This is a genomic window from Brevibacillus sp. FW301-21C12A (assembly GCF_058788915.1).
Window position 1 is genome coordinate 34,802 of record NZ_JBYTBG010000029.1, and the last position, 15,358, is coordinate 50,159.

A 15,358-nucleotide genomic window follows, 5' to 3' on the forward strand; every position below is an offset into this window, starting at 1 on the left:
GCTCCATACAGACCAAGCGACCAGATACAGTCTGTACTTCTTTGCGACTTTCCTAGCTATATTTTACACATAAGTGACAAAATTCGGCAATCACAGTTTCATAGTCTATTGGATTTAATTCCGGTTAGTTCTATTTGACTAGAACCTTGTTCATACCAGCGCTGCCAGAATCGCCTTCTGGGCATGCAAGCGATTTTCAGCCTGATCGAAAATGACGGAGCTTGGTCCGTCGATGACGCCTGCGGTCACTTCCTCGCCGCGATGCGCCGGCAGGCAGTGCAGGAAAAGGTAGTTGCGGTCTGCCTGTGCCACCAGTTGCTCGTTTACCTGGTAATTCGCGAATGCTTTCAGGCGCACTTCGTTTTCCTCCTCGAAGCCCATGCTGGTCCAAACATCTGTGTAAACAGCGTCGGCCCCCGCGACTGCTTCTTTTGGATCATGCGTCACCATCATTTTTCCGCCGCTCTTTTTCGCGTACTCGACAGCTTTTGCCACGATGGCAGCATCCATCTCATAGCCGACAGGCGTCGCCACACGCACTTCCAGGCCGAGCAAAACGGCAGCGAGAACGAGCGAGTTGGCTACGTTGTTCCCGTCGCCCACGTAGGCGAGCTTGACGCCTTTGAGCTTGCCTTTGTGCTCCCAGATGGTCAGCATGTCAGCCAAAGCCTGACATGGATGGTACAGGTCGGTCAGGCCGTTGATGATCGGGATGGAGGCGTGCTCGGCCAGCTCTTCCACATAAGAGTGGGAGAACGTGCGGATCATGATCGCGTCCACGTAGCGGGACAACACCTTTGCCGTGTCGCTGATCGGCTCTCCGCGGCCCAGTTGCAGCTCTTTTCCGCTCATGAACATGCCAAGCCCGCCGAGCTGGTGCATCCCTACTTCGAAGGAGACGCGCGTGCGCGTCGACGCCTTGTCAAAAATCATTCCCAGCGTCTTGCCCTGCAAAGGCTGGAACGGCTGTCCCAGCTTTTGCAGTTGCTTGATGTGAGCGGCGAGATGGAGCAACTCCATCAGTTCGTCGCCGTTAAATTCGTCGACACGCAGAAAATCTTTTCCTTTATGCTTTTGCAGGGGCAAGTTTTGAAAGTGTTCCAATATCTTCACTGGCTGCATGAGAGCCACCTCTTTTCATCATAATGGACTTCACATATAACGAGAATGTATCCGTTGCACAGAACAGCGGGATTCCTTGCTGCACCATCCGGCTGCGCAAGGCAAACCCTCTTCTGCCCTGTTGATTTCCTTTTGTTGCGGTGACCAGCGCAAAGGCTGCCCGCTCTTTTTGCAGCAATTGGTTCCAGGCTGCTTCATCTTCCACGACATGCTTGACCGCAACGCCGGCTGCTGCCAACCAACTGGCCGTGCCCGCCGTCGCTGCGAGAGTAGCACCATCTGCCTGAAGCTGCCCGATCAGTTGGCCGATCTCTTCCTTCTTGTCCGCATCCGCCAGGGAGATCATGACAAGCTGACCGTTTTTCCAGTCGCCGTACAGGTTGTCTTTGAAGGCAAACGCTTTTCCGGCCGCTTCCTCAAACGTCCGTCCAAGTCCGAGCACTTCTCCGGTCGACTTCATTTCCGGTCCGAGTACCGGGTCGACGCCGTTCAGCTTGATGGTCGAGAAGACAGGAGCTTTGACGACTGCAAAAGGAATCTCAGGCAGCAGCCCGGTTCCGTACCCCATGTCCGCCAGCTTTTCCCCCAACTGGGCGCGCACAGCCAACTGGACCATCGGGATGCCCGTCACTTTGCTCGTGATCGGCACTGTCCGCGATGCGCGCGGGTTAACCTCCAGCACATAGACGGTATCGGTGTCGATGACAAACTGAATGTTGATTAGGCCGACCGCTTCCATTTCCCGTGCGATCGCTTCTGTGTAGCTGGCAATTTTGTGCTTGATCTCATCCGACAGCGCCGGAGCCGGGAACAGCGCCACGCTGTCGCCAGAGTGAATGCCCGCTTTCTCCACGTGCTGGAAAATGCCCGGGATAATGACAGACTGCCCGTCGCAGACCGCATCGACCTCTGCTTCCCGGCCCGGGACGTATTTGTCCACGAGAAGCGGGAAAAACGCTTCGCTCTGCGGGTGGTGGAGCCAGTCGTTGATCGTCGCTGTCAGCTCCTCGATGTTGTGTACGACTACCATGCCTTGCCCGCCGATGACGTAGGAAGGCCGCATCAGAACCGGGAAGCCGATTTCCTCCGCTATCGCTGTCGCATCTTCCAGGGACGATACGCCTTTGCCCGGGATATGCGGGATGTTCAGCTTGCGCAGCATCGCGTAAAACAGCTCGCGGTCCTCTGCCCGCTCAATCGCGGTCAGCGTCGTGCCCATGACCTTCAGTCCGGCCTGCTCCAGCTTTGCCGCCAGATTGATCGCCGTCTGTCCGCCAAACTGGACCATGACGCCCTCTACCTGTTCGCGCTCGGCGACATGCAGCACGTCTTCTACATGCAGCGGTTCAAAATAAAGGTGGTCGGCTGTTTCGTAGTCCGTACTCACCGTTTCCGGGTTGTTGTTCACCACGATGGCCGCGATTCCGCTTGCTTGCAGCGCTTTGGCGGCATGCACGGAGCAGTAGTCAAACTCGATTCCTTGCCCGATGCGGATTGGCCCGGAGCCGAGCACGAGCACTTTTCGCCCGGCCAGCGTCTCTACTTCGTCTACTCCTTGCCAATCCGAGTAGTAGTATGGAGTCTGCGCATCAAATTCGGCTGCGCACGTATCGACAATTTTGTAAGTTGGCGTGATGCCTGCTTGCTCGCGCTGTTTTTTGATGGCAAGCGGAGTGGTTCCCACCAGCGAAGCAATCGTTTCATCCGCAAAGCCGCTGCGCTTTGCGGCAAGCAGCAGCTCTCTGGATAGCGTGCTGCTGTCGTGTGCGGACAGCTCCGCTTCCAGATCGACGATTTTGCGCAAGCTGCGCAGGAAAAACGGATCGACGCCTGTCAGGCTGTGCAGCTCTGCTTCTGTGAAGCCTTTGCGGATCGCTTCGGCAAAAACGAACAGGCGGATGTCGGTAGCGTCCTGCAACGACTGCGCAAGCTGCTCGCGCGTCCAGGAAGCAAGCTCCGGACGGGACAGGTGCGTGCAGCCCTGCTCCAGTGAGCGAACGGCTTTCAACAGTCCCGCTTCCAGATTGCGGGCAATCGACATGACTTCGCCTGTCGCCTTCATTTGCGTGCCCAGCCTGCGATCGGCATGCGGGAATTTGTCAAACGGGAAGCGTGGAATTTTCACCACGATATAGTCCAGAGCCGGCTCAAAGCTGGCGTAGGTGTAGCCTGTAATCGGGTTGATGACCTCGTCCAGCCCGTAGCCCAATGCCAGCTTGGCCGCAATCCGCGCGATCGGATAGCCGGTCGCCTTGGAAGCCAACGCGCTGGAGCGGCTCACCCGCGGATTGACTTCGATCAGCACGTAGCGATCTGAGTGCGGATCGAGCGCAAACTGAATGTTGCAGCCGCCGACGACACCGAGCGAGCGAATCACTTTTGTCGAGGCGCTGCGCAGCATTTGATACTGGCGGTCTGTCAGCGTCTGCGACGGCGCGACGACGATGCTGTCTCCCGTGTGAATGCCTACAGGATCGAGATTTTCCATATTGCAGACGATGATGCAGGTGTCGTTCGCATCCCGCATGACTTCGTATTCGATCTCTTTCCAGCCTTTTACGCTGCGCTCGATCAGGACTTGCCCGATGGGGCTGGCCGCAATTCCGCCTGCCGCGACCTTGCGCAAGGCTGCCTCGTCTTCAGCGATACCGCCGCCTGCGCCGCCCAGCGTGTAAGCAGGACGGACGATGACGGGATAGCCGATGGTGTTGGCGAACTGGATAGCCGCCTCGACTGATTCCACGGTATCGCTCTCGGGAACAGGCTCGCCGATTTGCTGCATCAACTGCTTGAACAGCTCACGGTCTTCCCCGTTTTGAATGGCAGCAAGCGGCGTGCCCAGCAGTTGAACGTTGTACGCTTCCAGCACGCCTGCCTCTGCCAGAGCAACCGCAAGATTCAGCCCCGTCTGCCCGCCAAGCGTGGGCAAAAGTCCGTCGGGACGCTCTTTGGCGATAATCGCCGTCACGGATTCGACCGTGAGCGGCTCCAGATAAACTTTGTCTGCAACCTGCTCATCTGTCATGATCGTCGCCGGGTTGTTGTTCACCAGTACGACCTGCACGCCCGCTTCCTTCAGCGAAAGGCAAGCCTGCGCTCCGGCGTAGTCAAATTCTGCCGCCTGGCCGATGACGATCGGGCCGGAGCCGATCACCAGAACTTTATGAATGTGTGGCAATTTAGGCATATCTCTTCGCTCCTACTACACGCATCGATTGCAAGAATTGGTGGAATATATGGGAAGTATCGCTCGGTCCGGGATGTGCCTCCGGGTGGTACTGCACGCTGAAAACGGGCAGGCTCACATGGCGCAGCCCTTCGACAGAGCCGTCGTTTACATTGCGGTACGAGACGGCGAGCTGCCGTTTGTCCAAAGACTCTTCCTTGACGACGTACCCGTGGTTTTGCGAGGTCATGTACACCTTGCCTGTCACCAGGTCTTTCACCGGGTGATTGCTGCCGCGGTGACCGTACGCCAGCTTTTCTGTTTTGCCGCCGTACATCAGCGCCAGCACCTGATGTCCCAGACAGATGCCCAAAGTCGGGTACTGCTCAACCGCTTTTCGCCATTCGCTGCAATACGCCAGCAGATGCTCCGGGTCGCCAGGGCCGTTGGAAAACAGCAGGCCGTCCGGTGCGAGCGCGTTAATTTGCGCAAAAGAAGTGTCGAACGGCACGACGGTCACACGGCAGCCCAGCTCCAAAAGTGCATCCAGAATCGATTTTTTCATCCCGAGGTCGACCAGGACGACATGCTCCCCGGCTCCCGGGTAACGCTCGATCTGTTGGGTGGATACATTCGCTACCAGCGATTTTTTCGCGTGCTTGTAGCGCAGTGACGCAACCTCCGCCGCCTGCATAGGCTGATCGGAAATCACCCCGAAAACCGGACCATTTTGGCGAACTCGCTTCGTAATGGTTCGGGTGTCGATTCCGGCCAAAATCGGGAAGCCAAAGTCTTCCGCCGCCTGGGCCAATGTTTTCGTCGATTCGTAGTGACTCGGCTCTGTGCACAGCTCGCTGACGATCATCCCCGTCAGAGCCGGCTTTGCCGCCTCGTAGTCGTTTTCGTTGATTCCGTAGTTCCCGATCAACGGATAAGTAAAAGTCACGATCTGACCTGCAAAGGAAGGGTCTGTCATTACTTCCTGATAGCCGGTCATGCCTGTATGAAAAACCACTTCGCCGAAACCGTTAATAGGCGCTCCGTAAAGCTGCCCTGCAAATACCTCCCCGCTCTCCAGCGTGAGGTAGCCCGTTCCCAGCGATTGCTTATCTCTATCCATCTATGAAGCCACTCCTCTCCAATAGGCAAGAGCCAACGCCATTTGGCGCATCTGTTTAGGTGAATAAGTCATTCACGTTCATGCCGTTCATACCGAGAATTTATGCAACTCTTTGTATTAATATACATTCAACATTATAAAAATGCAACGAGTTTTTTGACTTTCCGGACTCGTTGCATTTTCACAAATCATGGAATATTTGCCGTTACGCCTGGGCCAACGCTTCGCCGAACACGGCCATTGCCTGCTTTACTTCTTCATCCGTCGTGACGAAGGATGGCAGCAGGCGCACTACTTGCGGACCAGCCGTGAGCAGAATCACGCCTTTTTCCCGTGCATAAGCAACCACGTCGCCTGCCGGAATCGTCAGCTCCACGCCCAGAAGAAGTCCTTTGCCCCGAACCGCGACGACCTTGTCGGGATGCTCAGCATGCAGCTTTTCCAGCTCCTGCATCAGCACGTCGTGAATATGGGCGACCTGCTGCAAAATCTGCTCCTCTTCCATTGTCGCCAAGGTAGCGATTCCCGCGGTCGCTGCCAAAGGATTGCCGCCAAACGTCGTTCCGTGCGTCCCTGGCGCAAAGGCTGCGGCCACTTCCTTCGTGGCGACTACAGCGCCAATCGGGAACCCGCTGCCCAATCCTTTTGCCAGCGAGATCGCGTCCGGCTTCACCCCGTATTGCTGAAAAGCGAACCACGTGCCGGTGCGGCCAATTCCTGTCTGAATTTCGTCCACCAAAAGCAACAAGCCGTGCTCGTCGCACAAGTCGCGCAGCGCTTTGACCCACGCTTCTTCTGCCGGATGCACGCCTCCCTCGCCCTGAACCAGCTCCAGCATGATCGCGCACGTCTTGTCTGTAATCGCCGACTTGACTGCTGCGAGATCGTTGTACGGCACGGTGACAAAGCCCGGCGGCAACGGCGCGAAGCCATCCTTGACCTTTTCCTGCCCGGTCGCCGTCAATGTCGCCAGCGTCCGTCCGTGAAAAGACTGCTCGAACGTGATGACTTCGAAGCGGTCCTCTCCTTTCACCTTTTGCGCGTAGCGTCGGGCCAGCTTAATCAGGCCCTCATTGGCTTCCGCCCCGCTGTTGCAAAAGAACGCCTGATCGAGCCCGGACAAGCGGCTCAGCTTTTCCGCCAAAATCTCCTGCTGCGGAATGTGCACCAGGTTGGAGCAGTGCCACAGCGTATCGAGCTGTTCGTGCAGCTTGGCTGTCACTTTTGGCGGGACATGCCCCAAAGACGTCACCGCAATCCCTGAAGTAAAATCGAGATACTGTTTCCCCTGGTCGTCCCACACCTGATTTCCTTGGCCTTTTACCAGACTGATCGGCCATCTCGCATAGTTATTCATCACATGCACAGGCGCTGTCACTGTACTCATGTCCATTCCCTCCTTAGTTCGCGTGATTCACGTTCATTCTGACGGTCGTTCCGACTGCTTCCCCTGTGCACACGCCGAGCAGATCCTCGGCCGTCCCCCGGCAAATGACCACCTGGTCCACTCCCTGGCCGAGCGCGTCCAGCGCTGCCTGAACCTTCGGAATCATTCCGCCCGTGATGATCTCGGACTGGATCATGTCCTGAATCTCCTCTGCGCTCGTTTGCGCAACGACTGCCTTCGTGCCGTCTGCTTGCGGGCGCAGAATGCCGGGAACGTCCGTGACCATGATGAGCTTTTCCGCCGCGAGTGCCGCTGCAATCGCTCCTGCGGCCACATCGGCATTGATGTTGTACGTATTCGCCCCATCCTCGCTTACGGAAAGCGGCGCGATCACCGGGACGTAGCCTTGCGCCAGAATCGCTTGCGGTATCGCCGTATTTGCTTTCGTAATTTCCCCTACCCAGCCAAGCGGCTTCGCCGTTTTCTGCGCGATCAGCGTCTGACCGTCAATTCCGCTCACGCCCCATGCCTTGGCGCCTGCCTGCGTCAGCCGTCTCACCAGCACCTTGTTGATGCTGCCGCACAAAACCATTTCCACGACGCGCAGCGTATCCTCGCAAGTCACGCGCAGCCCGTCGACAAACTGCGGAGTAATCTGAACGCGGTCGAGCATGCCGTTAATCGCCGGTCCGCCTCCGTGCACGATGACGATCTGCCTGCCTTCCTGCTGCAGCTTCGCGATCGCCTGAAAAAAAGAATCCGGCAACTGATCCATCGTGCTTCCGCCGCACTTGATGACTACTATCCCCTGCATTGCTTCTCCTCCTCTACGGATATACCGGAACGAGCGGCAGCCCCGTTTTCTCCGGCAGTCCGTACATGACGTTCATGTTTTGCACAGCTTGGCCTGCTGCGCCCTTCATCATGTTGTCGATCACCGACAGCAAAACAACGCGGCCAGTGCGCTGATCCACATGAATCGCAATGTCGCAGTAATTCGAACCGTAAACCTCTTTTGTATGCGGATGGCTTCCGGCTGGGCGCACACGGACAAACGGCTTGTCGGCATAAGTCGCTTCATACAGCTCCTGAATTTGCGCCTGCGTCACCTCTGCGGACAACTGTCCGTAAGCAGTGACCAAAATCCCGCGCGTCATCGGCACCAGATGCGGCGTAAACTGGACGACCGTCTCCACGCCGCTCTGCTTTTGCAACTCCTGCTCAATCTCTGGCGTATGCTGATGGCTTCCCACCTTGTATGCGTGAATGCTTTCATTGATTTCGCTGTAATGCACGCCAAGCGATACGCCGCGTCCCGCTCCGGACACGCCCGACTTGGCGTCGACGATCCAACTGTTCGGTTGCACCCATCCGCTTTTCAGCAAAGGGATCAAGGCAAGCAAGGTCGCTGTCGGATAGCAGCCCGGATTGGCAATGAGGCTGGCGCCTGCCACCTGCTCCTGATTCCATTCCGTCAGGCCGTAAACCGCCTGTTCGACAAAGTTGGCGGGCGCAGGCTCTTTTTTGTACCACGCCTTGTACACCTCGCCTTTTTCCAGGCGAAAATCGCCGGACAGATCAATGACCTTCACGCCGTTTGCTACCAGTTGCGGAGACAACCCGGCACTTACGCCAGCAGGCGTCGCGAGAAAAATCAGATCATTTGCGGCGCTCATGCTGTCAGCGTCAATCGGCAAAAGCTTTGGCAGTCCCAGTCCCGCTACGTGAGGAAAGGTTTTCTCCAGCCCCTCTCCATCTGCTGAACTTGAATAAACATTCGCTATTTCAACCTGAGGGTGGCCAGCCAGCAGACGGATCAACTCCGCACCGCCGTACCCGGTTGCCCCAACGATTCCGACCCGAACCATGCACCTCTCCCCTTCTTCCCATCATTCGTTTGTATTTTTATACATGAATAATAATAAAAATTCAAACGGAATACAACTAGCAAATCTGTTTCTGCTTCATTTGGCAAAGCGGGAAGTCGCTAGCAAGGGGCCCTTTTATACAAAAAAACGCCGGGTTCCATACCCGAGCGTCTTTTGTCCAACTCACCTTTATTTTTTGTCGGCCAGCCAAGCAGCGATGTTTTCCGCGTCTGTCCCTTTTACCAGGCCAGGCGGCATCGAACCTTTTCCGTTATTCAGCACTTCCAAAATCTGCTCCTTGCTCAGTTGGCCGCCAATTTTTTGCAAATTCGGCCCGACAGCACCTTCCAGCGATTGTCCATGACAGCCTGCACAGGTGTTTTTAAACAACGCCTCTGCCGTAGCCGCGTCATAGCTACCAGATGGAGCGGTTGTCGAAGGTGTCTCCGTAGCCGATTTTTCAGCAGGGGGCTGCGTCTGCTGATTGCCGCCGCCACAGGCGCTGAGCGAGAATGCGAGTACAGCCGCAACCGTAAACAGTGGGATGCGTTTCAAAGCGGTTCCCTCCTTGTTGTAGAAATTCTTCGCTCAGTATGCCTCCGCAGCGGGCTATTCATTCCTGTGGCCCTGCGAATTTTAGGTCAAGGGCAGCTCAAGCGGATTCCACTCCCGCAGTTCCAGTGTCCGTGCGCCTTCCACCACAACCGGATCGCCTTCCGCCAGTTTGCGCGCTTCCTCCAGGGACGCGGCCTTGTAGATGACCATGCCTCCCTGCTTGTCCGTGAACGGACCTGCCATAAACACTTTATCTTGCTTGTACAAATCGTTGATATACTCTAAATGAGCCGGTCTGATTTTCGCGTTCAATTCCTGATCGACAATCGGCAACAAAGCGACATACAACATGTGTGCGTCCTCTCCTTATTTTGCGTATTTGTTTGCAGTATAACATATTTGCCAATCGGGACTTTGGCACAGGTAGGATTTTTCCGATCTACAGCGAACGTTTGAAATGAAGCAAGAAGCGACAGAAAGGTGGTCACGTATGGGTACGCAGTTGCAGTTATACACTTCTCTCTTCCAGAATAACCCCGATGCTGTTTACATTATCGACATGCATGGCAACCTTACTGGCGTCAACGCCGCAGCCGAGCAATTACTGGGCTATGCAGCTTCCGAGCTGTTGCGCATGATCTGAACGGCCACATTACATACGCTTCGCCCTCGATCCAATCCGTGCTCGGCTTGCCAGCCTCTCATATTTTGCTCCGGCATTTTTCCATCCTGATTCAGCCTGAGCAGAGAGAGGCTGCCAGACGTGACTTTTTGCAGATGATTGTGGAAAAAACACCTTTGGACGCTGAATACATCTACCCTCACCCGGACGGCCGCATGCTTCTGTTCGAGTTCAAAGGAACGCTCGACATCGGAGCAGATGGCGAAGTGAAAAATACAGTGATCGTCGCCCGCGACATTATAGAACGGCGCCATTCCGAGGAGCTGCTGCGCTACTCGGACAAGCTCTCCGCCCTTGGCGAGCTGGCGGCAGGGATCGCGCATGAAATCCGCAATCCGCAATCCGCTCACCTCGCTGAAAGGGTTTCTCCAGCTCATGGAGAGCGAGCCGATTACCAACCGTCATTACTTGCAAATTACGCTTTCCGAAATTGAACGAATTTCCCACGGCTACTTCGCTTATTTCTTGCGAGGAATACCAGATCAAGCAAGTGTTTATCAACATCATAAAAAACGGCATGGAAGCCATGCCGTCAGGTGAGATTCTCACGATCGCGGTAGTCGAGAACGATCAGAACGTCCTCATTCGGGTATCCGATCAAGGCGACGGGATACCCGAGGAGCTGCTTCCGCGATTGGGAGAGCTATTTTACAGTACAAAAGAAACCGGAACAGGTCTGGGGCTATTGGTTAGCACCAAAATCATTCGCGACCACGGCGGCTCGCTCGACATCACGAGCGAGCTTGGCGAGGGCACGACGGTCGTCATTTCTTTGCAAAAGCAAAAGCCTTGCAGCAGAGAGGGGCTGTAAACAGCTCTAGCGTTTGATCTGCGCGCGCAGATACGCGTCGATGAAGACGTCGATCTCGCCATCCATCACTGCCTGAACGTTTCCTACCTCCATGTTGGTCCGGTGATCCTTCACCAGACTGTACGGGTGGAAGACGTAGGAACGGATTTGGCTTCCCCAGGCGATATCTTTTTGTTCACCCTGGATGGCAGCCAATGTTTTTTCCTGTTCCTCCCGCTTTTTCTCGAACAGCCGAGCCGTCAGCATTTTCATGGCTCGCTCCCGGTTTTTAATTTGCGAGCGCTCGGTTTGGCATGTAACCACAATGCCCGTCGGCAAGTGGGTAATCCGGACAGCGGAGTCGGTCGTGTTGATATGCTGACCACCCGCACCGCTGGAACGGTAGGTGTCGATCTTGAGGTCTTCCGTGCGGATGTCTACGGCATTGTCGTCCTCGATTTCGGGGAGAACGTTGCATGATACAAAAGATGTATGACGGCGCCCGGACGCGTCGAATGGAGAAATGCGCACGAGGCGGTGCACGCCTTTTTCCGATTTCAGATATCCGTAGGCGTTGTACCCTTTAATCAGGAGGGTCACGCTTTTTACGCCTGCTTCATCCCCGGGCAAATAGTCCAAGGTCTCGACTTTAAAGCCTTTGGCATCCCCCCATCGTGTGTACATTCGCAAGAGCATGGAAGCCCAGTCCTGTGATTCGGTTCCACCCGCTCCCGGATGCAGCTCAAGAATCGCATTGTTTTTGTCGTACTGATCGCTCAAAAGCAGCTCCAGCTCGAAGCGTTCAAACGACTTTTTCAGCTCCTGGGTACTGTCATACAAGTCCTGGATGAGCGACGAGTCACCTTCTTCGATGACCAGCTCCAGCATCAACTGGAGGTCTTCGTACTGGGAATCCAGCTTGCTCATCGTTTCGACGAGACTTTTGATGGCGTTCAGCTCGCTGATTGTTTTCTGCGCAGCCTCGTTGTCATCCCAGAAGTCCGGAGCCAGCATGCGCTCTTCCAGCTCGCCGATCCGCTCCTGTTTTACAGGGAGGTCAAAGAGACCCCCTGATATCCGCTAAACGTTTAGCCATACTGGACATCTCTTGTTTGACGTCCGCAATATCGATCAATGCCATTTTTGCGAGTCACCTTCTCTTTACGTAAGCTAAGTTTATTGTAACGTAATTCGCCAGATCCGCAAACCTGGCAACCTGCCGTGCGTAAAAAGCGTGATTCGCCGCTTGCCTGGCATCTGTCCTGCCTATGTAGCGCCTATGTAGCCATTGGCGGTGATGGCGAGGATCTCAAGTCTCGGATTTCATGTGGTTGTTTGCTCTCCGTCTGCGGCGCCGCAACCACGGACAGATGCGACTGGCGAATCCGCGCCTCACGCTTGCGGATGTTTTGCTTCATTCGCGCTTGCCTGAGCCTCCGCTCCCCTGCAGCCGCCGGACTTTGCTGCGGCTGATCCAGCATGCCTTTCGGCGAGATCAGCACGCCTGGCGTCCAGTTCGGCTCCGGTATCTCCGTTTTCAGTCGTTCTTCATAGAAGACAGGGTCTTCGGCTGTGAATACTTTAGGCTCCTCCCCTCTTTCTTCTTTGGTAATCCATTTTACTTTTTTATGCTCCGCTGCCGCTTTCAGTACAGCTTTCAATGTCTTCCCGATTCTCTCCATCATGTTTTTGGTTTGTATGCCCATCACGTTGACTGACGCTTTCATTGTTCATTCCCCCGTCCCCGTGTATTTGGTAAAAAGTGTTGTACTTATGATTCTATGGATTTTTCCGAACATTTCCACCTGAATCGTTCGATGACTTTTACCAGTGTTAGACAAATAGACCGACCATAACAGACGAGGAAGAACAGATCGGGACGAATACTGTCTAGGCGTCAGGAAACAGTAAGAAAATCTCTTGGGCAGGTCTACACAAACGGCGCAACCGCGCTGCAACGGAGCATCTGCTGTCGATTGGAAAAGAAAAAGCATCCCTCCCGCAGCGAAATGGCCGCTGTGCAGAGGAATGCTTTGATTGCTGGCTAATGTAGGCTATGCCTTACTGTTTTTTGTTTTGGCGACGGCGCTCCTGCTCCTGGGCACGGCGCTGCGCGCGGTTTTTCGGGTCGGCATCGCCAGACGTCTCAGGGTCCGGACGGTCGGATGGGCCTGACGTCTGCAGTTGGTTCGGGTCGATGCCCTGGCCGCGGATGACATCCTGGCGCTCCAGGTTTTGGCTCACTTCGGCCTTCATGATGTACATGGCCACCTCTTCCTGTACGGAAGCCAGCATCGCTTGATACATCTCGTAGCCTTCGAACTGGTACTCGCGCAGCGGATCGTTTTGCGCGTAAGCACGCAGGTGAATCCCTTGGCGCAGTTGATCCATCGCGTCGATGTGATCCATCCATTTGCTGTCGACAGCGCGCAGAATGACCACTTTTTCGAACTCGCGCATCATCTCGCCGATTTGAGCTTCGCGCTCTTTGTACTGTTTGACGACTTCGGCTTTCAGCAACTCGACGATTTCCTCTGCTTCCTTGCCTTTCAGCATGGAGACGGTAATGGTTTCATCGTGCAGGAAGCCGTTGTTCGCCGCATCGGCCAATGCTTGCAGGTCCCAATCCTCCGGTACCTCTTCTTTTGGGCAATGCTGCTCGACAGCACGCTCCAGCACGCTGTAAATCATGTTGAGCGCAACATCGCTGAGGTTTTCTTGCTCCAGGATGTCTTTGCGCTGTTTGTAAACGACGAGGCGCTGCTGGTTCATCACGTCGTCGTACTGGAGTACGCCTTTCCGTGCATCGAAGTTGGCTCCTTCGACACGTTTTTGCGCAGATTCTACCGCACGGGTAACCAGACGGCTCTCGATCGGCATGTCTTCTTCCATGCCCAGACGATCCATCATGTTCATGATATTGTCGGCACCAAAGCGGCGCATCAGCTCATCCTGCATCGACAGGAAGAACTGGGAGGAACCCGGGTCCCCTTGACGCCCGGCACGACCGCGCAACTGGTTGTCGATCCGGCGGCTCTCGTGACGCTCTGTACCGATAATGTGCAGGCCGCCCAATTCCGCTACGCCTTCGCCCAACTGGATGTCCGTACCGCGACCGGCCATGTTGGTAGCAATCGTCACCGCACCGTATTGACCTGCGCGCGCGACGATTTCCGCCTCGCGCTCGTGATGCTTCGCATTCAACACGCTGTGCGGAACGCCTTTTTGCTTCAGCATGTGCGACAGCCGCTCCGAGTTTTCAATGGAAATCGTACCGACGAGAATCGGCTGGCCTTTTTTATGACGTTCGACGATGTCGTTCACAACCGCACGGTACTTGGCAGCTTCGGTTTTGAAAACCAGGTCCGGCAAGTCTTGGCGAATGACCGGCTTGTTCGTTGGAATGACGACAACGTCCAGACCGTAAATCTTTTTGAACTCTTCTTCCTCTGTTTTCGCCGTCCCGGTCATACCGGCAAGCTTTTCATACATACGGAAGTAGTTTTGCAAGGTGATCGTAGCGAGCGTCATGCTCTCGCTCTGCACGCGCAGACCTTCCTTGGCTTCAATCGCCTGATGCAAACCGTCGCTGTACCGGCGTCCCACCATCAGACGGCCCGTGAACTCGTCGACGATCACAACCTCGCCCTCTTGCACCACGTAGTCTACGTCGCGCTTGAACAGGACCTGGGCTTTCAATGCCGCTGTAATGTGGTGGTTCAAGGTGATGTGTGCCGTATCGTACAGGTTGTCGATGTTGAAAGCTTTCTCGACCTTGCCCACACCTTCGTCTGTCAGGTTGACGATCTTCAGCTTTTCGTCAATCGTAAAGTCTTTTTCCGGCTCCAGCCGCTTCACAAAGTGCGAGCAGATGTAGTAGAGCTCTGTCGATTTGTTTGCCGATCCGGAAATAATCAGCGGCGTCCGCGCCTCGTCGATCAGGATGCTGTCCACCTCGTCGATGATGGCGAAAAAGAGCGGGCGCTGCACCATCTGTTCCTTGTACAGAACCATGTTGTCGCGCAAATAGTCAAAGCCGAACTCGTTGTTCGTACCATACGTAATGTCACAAGCATAAGCGGCCCGCTTTTCTTCCGGGCTCAGTCCGTTTTTGTTCAGGCCGACTGTCAGACCGAGGAAGTTGTACAGTTGGCCCATGATCCGCGAGTCGCGCTCTGCCAAGTATTCGTTCACTGTTACGACGTGAACGCCTTTGCCAAGTAGAGCGTTGAGGTAGGTCGCCAAGGTAGCCACCAAGGTTTTCCCCTCACCGGTTTTCATCTCGGCAATGCGGCCTTCCTGCAACACCATACCGCCAATCAACTGGACATCGAAGTGGCGCATGCCCAAAACCCGCTTCGATGCTTCGCGCACAACGGCAAATGCTTCGTTCAAAATTTTGTCCAACTGCTCCCCTTGGGCCAGCCGGGCTTTGAACTCTGCGGTCTTCTCCCGCAGTTGCTCGTCGGAAAGCGCTGCTATGCTTGGTTCGAGCGCGTTGATCGCTTCCACGCGCTTAAACATCTTTTTCACTTCACGTTCATTGCTGTCGCCAAATATCTTTTTAACGAGTCCTAACATGAGGACACCCCTTCCATATGCTTCCGGACAAAAATATCGCACCACCTGGCGCGCCAGAAAAAAGGATACCGATTCTACGAAAATAAT

General features: G+C 55.2%; 15 protein-coding genes. 4 read left to right on the forward strand and 11 right to left on the reverse strand.

The window, feature by feature from the left end; all coding sequences use genetic code 11:
• Window positions 1-150 precede the first annotated feature (150 nt).
• The 8 genes from argF to AC3WQH_RS17310 form a co-directional block, all read right to left on the reverse strand.
• On the reverse strand, window positions 151-1,122 hold the full coding sequence (gene argF / locus AC3WQH_RS17275) for an ornithine carbamoyltransferase (RefSeq protein WP_005829874.1): 972 nt from the start codon (window positions 1,120-1,122) through the stop codon (window positions 151-153).
• Entirely contained in the window at window positions 1,067-4,309 is a 3,243-nt protein-coding gene (gene carB / locus AC3WQH_RS17280; protein WP_007777977.1) for a carbamoyl-phosphate synthase (glutamine-hydrolyzing) large subunit, read from the reverse strand. The genes argF and carB overlap by 56 nt, the downstream gene beginning before the upstream one ends.
• Window positions 4,302-5,408, reverse strand: coding sequence for a carbamoyl phosphate synthase small subunit (locus tag AC3WQH_RS17285; RefSeq protein ID WP_005829871.1), 1,107 nt, complete (start codon window positions 5,406-5,408; stop codon window positions 4,302-4,304). The genes carB and AC3WQH_RS17285 overlap by 8 nt, the downstream gene beginning before the upstream one ends.
• Window positions 5,409-5,613: 205 nt before the next feature.
• On the reverse strand, window positions 5,614-6,795 hold the full coding sequence (locus AC3WQH_RS17290) for an aspartate aminotransferase family protein (RefSeq protein WP_005829869.1): 1,182 nt from the start codon (window positions 6,793-6,795) through the stop codon (window positions 5,614-5,616).
• Between the two features lie 13 nt (window positions 6,796-6,808).
• A complete protein-coding gene (gene argB, locus AC3WQH_RS17295) occupies window positions 6,809-7,609 on the reverse strand; it encodes an acetylglutamate kinase (protein ID WP_005829867.1) in 801 nt (266 codons plus the stop codon).
• A 13-nt stretch (window positions 7,610-7,622) separates the two neighbouring features.
• On the reverse strand, window positions 7,623-8,663 hold the full coding sequence (gene argC / locus AC3WQH_RS17300; protein WP_007777988.1) for an N-acetyl-gamma-glutamyl-phosphate reductase: 1,041 nt from the start codon (window positions 8,661-8,663) through the stop codon (window positions 7,623-7,625).
• Between the two features lie 189 nt (window positions 8,664-8,852).
• Entirely contained in the window at window positions 8,853-9,218 is a 366-nt protein-coding gene (gene cccB / locus AC3WQH_RS17305; protein WP_025844275.1) for a cytochrome c551, read from the reverse strand.
• A gap of 81 nt (window positions 9,219-9,299) precedes the next feature.
• Window positions 9,300-9,569, reverse strand: a complete 270-nt coding sequence (locus AC3WQH_RS17310; RefSeq protein ID WP_005829860.1) for a YciI family protein — start codon at window positions 9,567-9,569, stop codon at window positions 9,300-9,302.
• A 139-nt stretch (window positions 9,570-9,708) separates the two neighbouring features.
• Between AC3WQH_RS17310 and AC3WQH_RS17315 the strand changes: the two genes are divergently transcribed.
• From AC3WQH_RS17315 to AC3WQH_RS17330, 4 genes are read left to right on the forward strand one after another with little or no spacing between them, the layout of a single operon-like run.
• A complete protein-coding gene (locus AC3WQH_RS17315; protein ID WP_235694635.1) occupies window positions 9,709-9,861 on the forward strand; it encodes a PAS domain S-box protein in 153 nt (50 codons plus the stop codon).
• Window positions 9,862-9,899: 38 nt separating this feature from the next.
• Window positions 9,900-10,334 carry a PAS domain S-box protein gene (locus tag AC3WQH_RS17320; RefSeq protein WP_007777997.1) on the forward strand — a complete coding sequence of 145 codons (435 nt, stop codon included), beginning with the start codon at window positions 9,900-9,902 and terminating at the stop codon, window positions 10,332-10,334.
• Entirely contained in the window at window positions 10,276-10,440 is a 165-nt protein-coding gene (locus AC3WQH_RS17325; RefSeq protein ID WP_369750382.1) for a hypothetical protein, read from the forward strand. Before AC3WQH_RS17320 ends, AC3WQH_RS17325 begins: the two co-directional genes overlap by 59 nt.
• Window positions 10,427-10,711 carry an ATP-binding protein gene (locus AC3WQH_RS17330; RefSeq protein WP_369750383.1) on the forward strand — a complete coding sequence of 95 codons (285 nt, stop codon included), beginning with the start codon at window positions 10,427-10,429 and terminating at the stop codon, window positions 10,709-10,711. The genes AC3WQH_RS17325 and AC3WQH_RS17330 overlap by 14 nt, the downstream gene beginning before the upstream one ends.
• A gap of 6 nt (window positions 10,712-10,717) precedes the next feature.
• Here the strand turns inward: AC3WQH_RS17330 and prfB are convergent.
• The 3 genes from prfB to secA all read right to left on the reverse strand — a co-directional run bounded on the left by prfB (window position 10,718) and on the right by secA (window position 15,271).
• Window positions 10,718-11,831 (reverse strand): peptide chain release factor 2 gene (gene prfB, locus AC3WQH_RS17335; RefSeq protein WP_100228543.1). Its coding sequence is split into 2 segments (ribosomal slippage): window positions 10,718-11,749 and window positions 11,751-11,831, totalling 1,113 coding nucleotides; the frame shifts between segments, so codons are not numbered across the junction.
• Between the two features lie 136 nt (window positions 11,832-11,967).
• On the reverse strand, window positions 11,968-12,417 hold the full coding sequence (locus AC3WQH_RS17340; protein WP_005829851.1) for a hypothetical protein: 450 nt from the start codon (window positions 12,415-12,417) through the stop codon (window positions 11,968-11,970).
• 334 nt (window positions 12,418-12,751) lie between these two features.
• Window positions 12,752-15,271: a preprotein translocase subunit SecA gene (gene secA, locus AC3WQH_RS17345; RefSeq protein ID WP_005829848.1), complete on the reverse strand. Its 2,520-nt coding sequence runs from the start codon at window positions 15,269-15,271 to the stop codon at window positions 12,752-12,754.
• Between the last annotated feature and the right edge of the window lie 87 nt (window positions 15,272-15,358).

Bases quoted from the DNA above. Each gene is read 5' to 3' on its own strand.
- argF (WP_005829874.1), bottom strand. From the start codon at position 1,122: ATGCAGCCAGTGAAGATATTGGAACACTTTCAAAACTTGCCCCTGCAA.
- carB (WP_007777977.1), bottom strand. From the start codon at position 4,309: ATGCCTAAATTGCCACACATTCATAAAGTTCTGGTGATCGGCTCCGGC.
- AC3WQH_RS17285 (WP_005829871.1), bottom strand. From the start codon at position 5,408: ATGGATAGAGATAAGCAATCGCTGGGAACGGGCTACCTCACGCTGGAG.
- AC3WQH_RS17290 (WP_005829869.1), bottom strand. From the start codon at position 6,795: ATGAGTACAGTGACAGCGCCTGTGCATGTGATGAATAACTATGCGAGA.
- argB (WP_005829867.1), bottom strand. From the start codon at position 7,609: ATGCAGGGGATAGTAGTCATCAAGTGCGGCGGAAGCACGATGGATCAG.
- argC (WP_007777988.1), bottom strand. From the start codon at position 8,663: ATGGTTCGGGTCGGAATCGTTGGGGCAACCGGGTACGGCGGTGCGGAG.
- AC3WQH_RS17310 (WP_005829860.1), bottom strand. From the start codon at position 9,569: ATGTTGTATGTCGCTTTGTTGCCGATTGTCGATCAGGAATTGAACGCG.
- AC3WQH_RS17315 (WP_235694635.1), top strand. From the start codon at position 9,709: ATGGGTACGCAGTTGCAGTTATACACTTCTCTCTTCCAGAATAACCCC.
- AC3WQH_RS17325 (WP_369750382.1), top strand. From the start codon at position 10,276: ATGGAGAGCGAGCCGATTACCAACCGTCATTACTTGCAAATTACGCTT.
- AC3WQH_RS17330 (WP_369750383.1), top strand. From the start codon at position 10,427: ATGCCGTCAGGTGAGATTCTCACGATCGCGGTAGTCGAGAACGATCAG.
- AC3WQH_RS17340 (WP_005829851.1), bottom strand. From the start codon at position 12,417: ATGAAAGCGTCAGTCAACGTGATGGGCATACAAACCAAAAACATGATG.
- secA (WP_005829848.1), bottom strand. From the start codon at position 15,271: ATGTTAGGACTCGTTAAAAAGATATTTGGCGACAGCAATGAACGTGAA.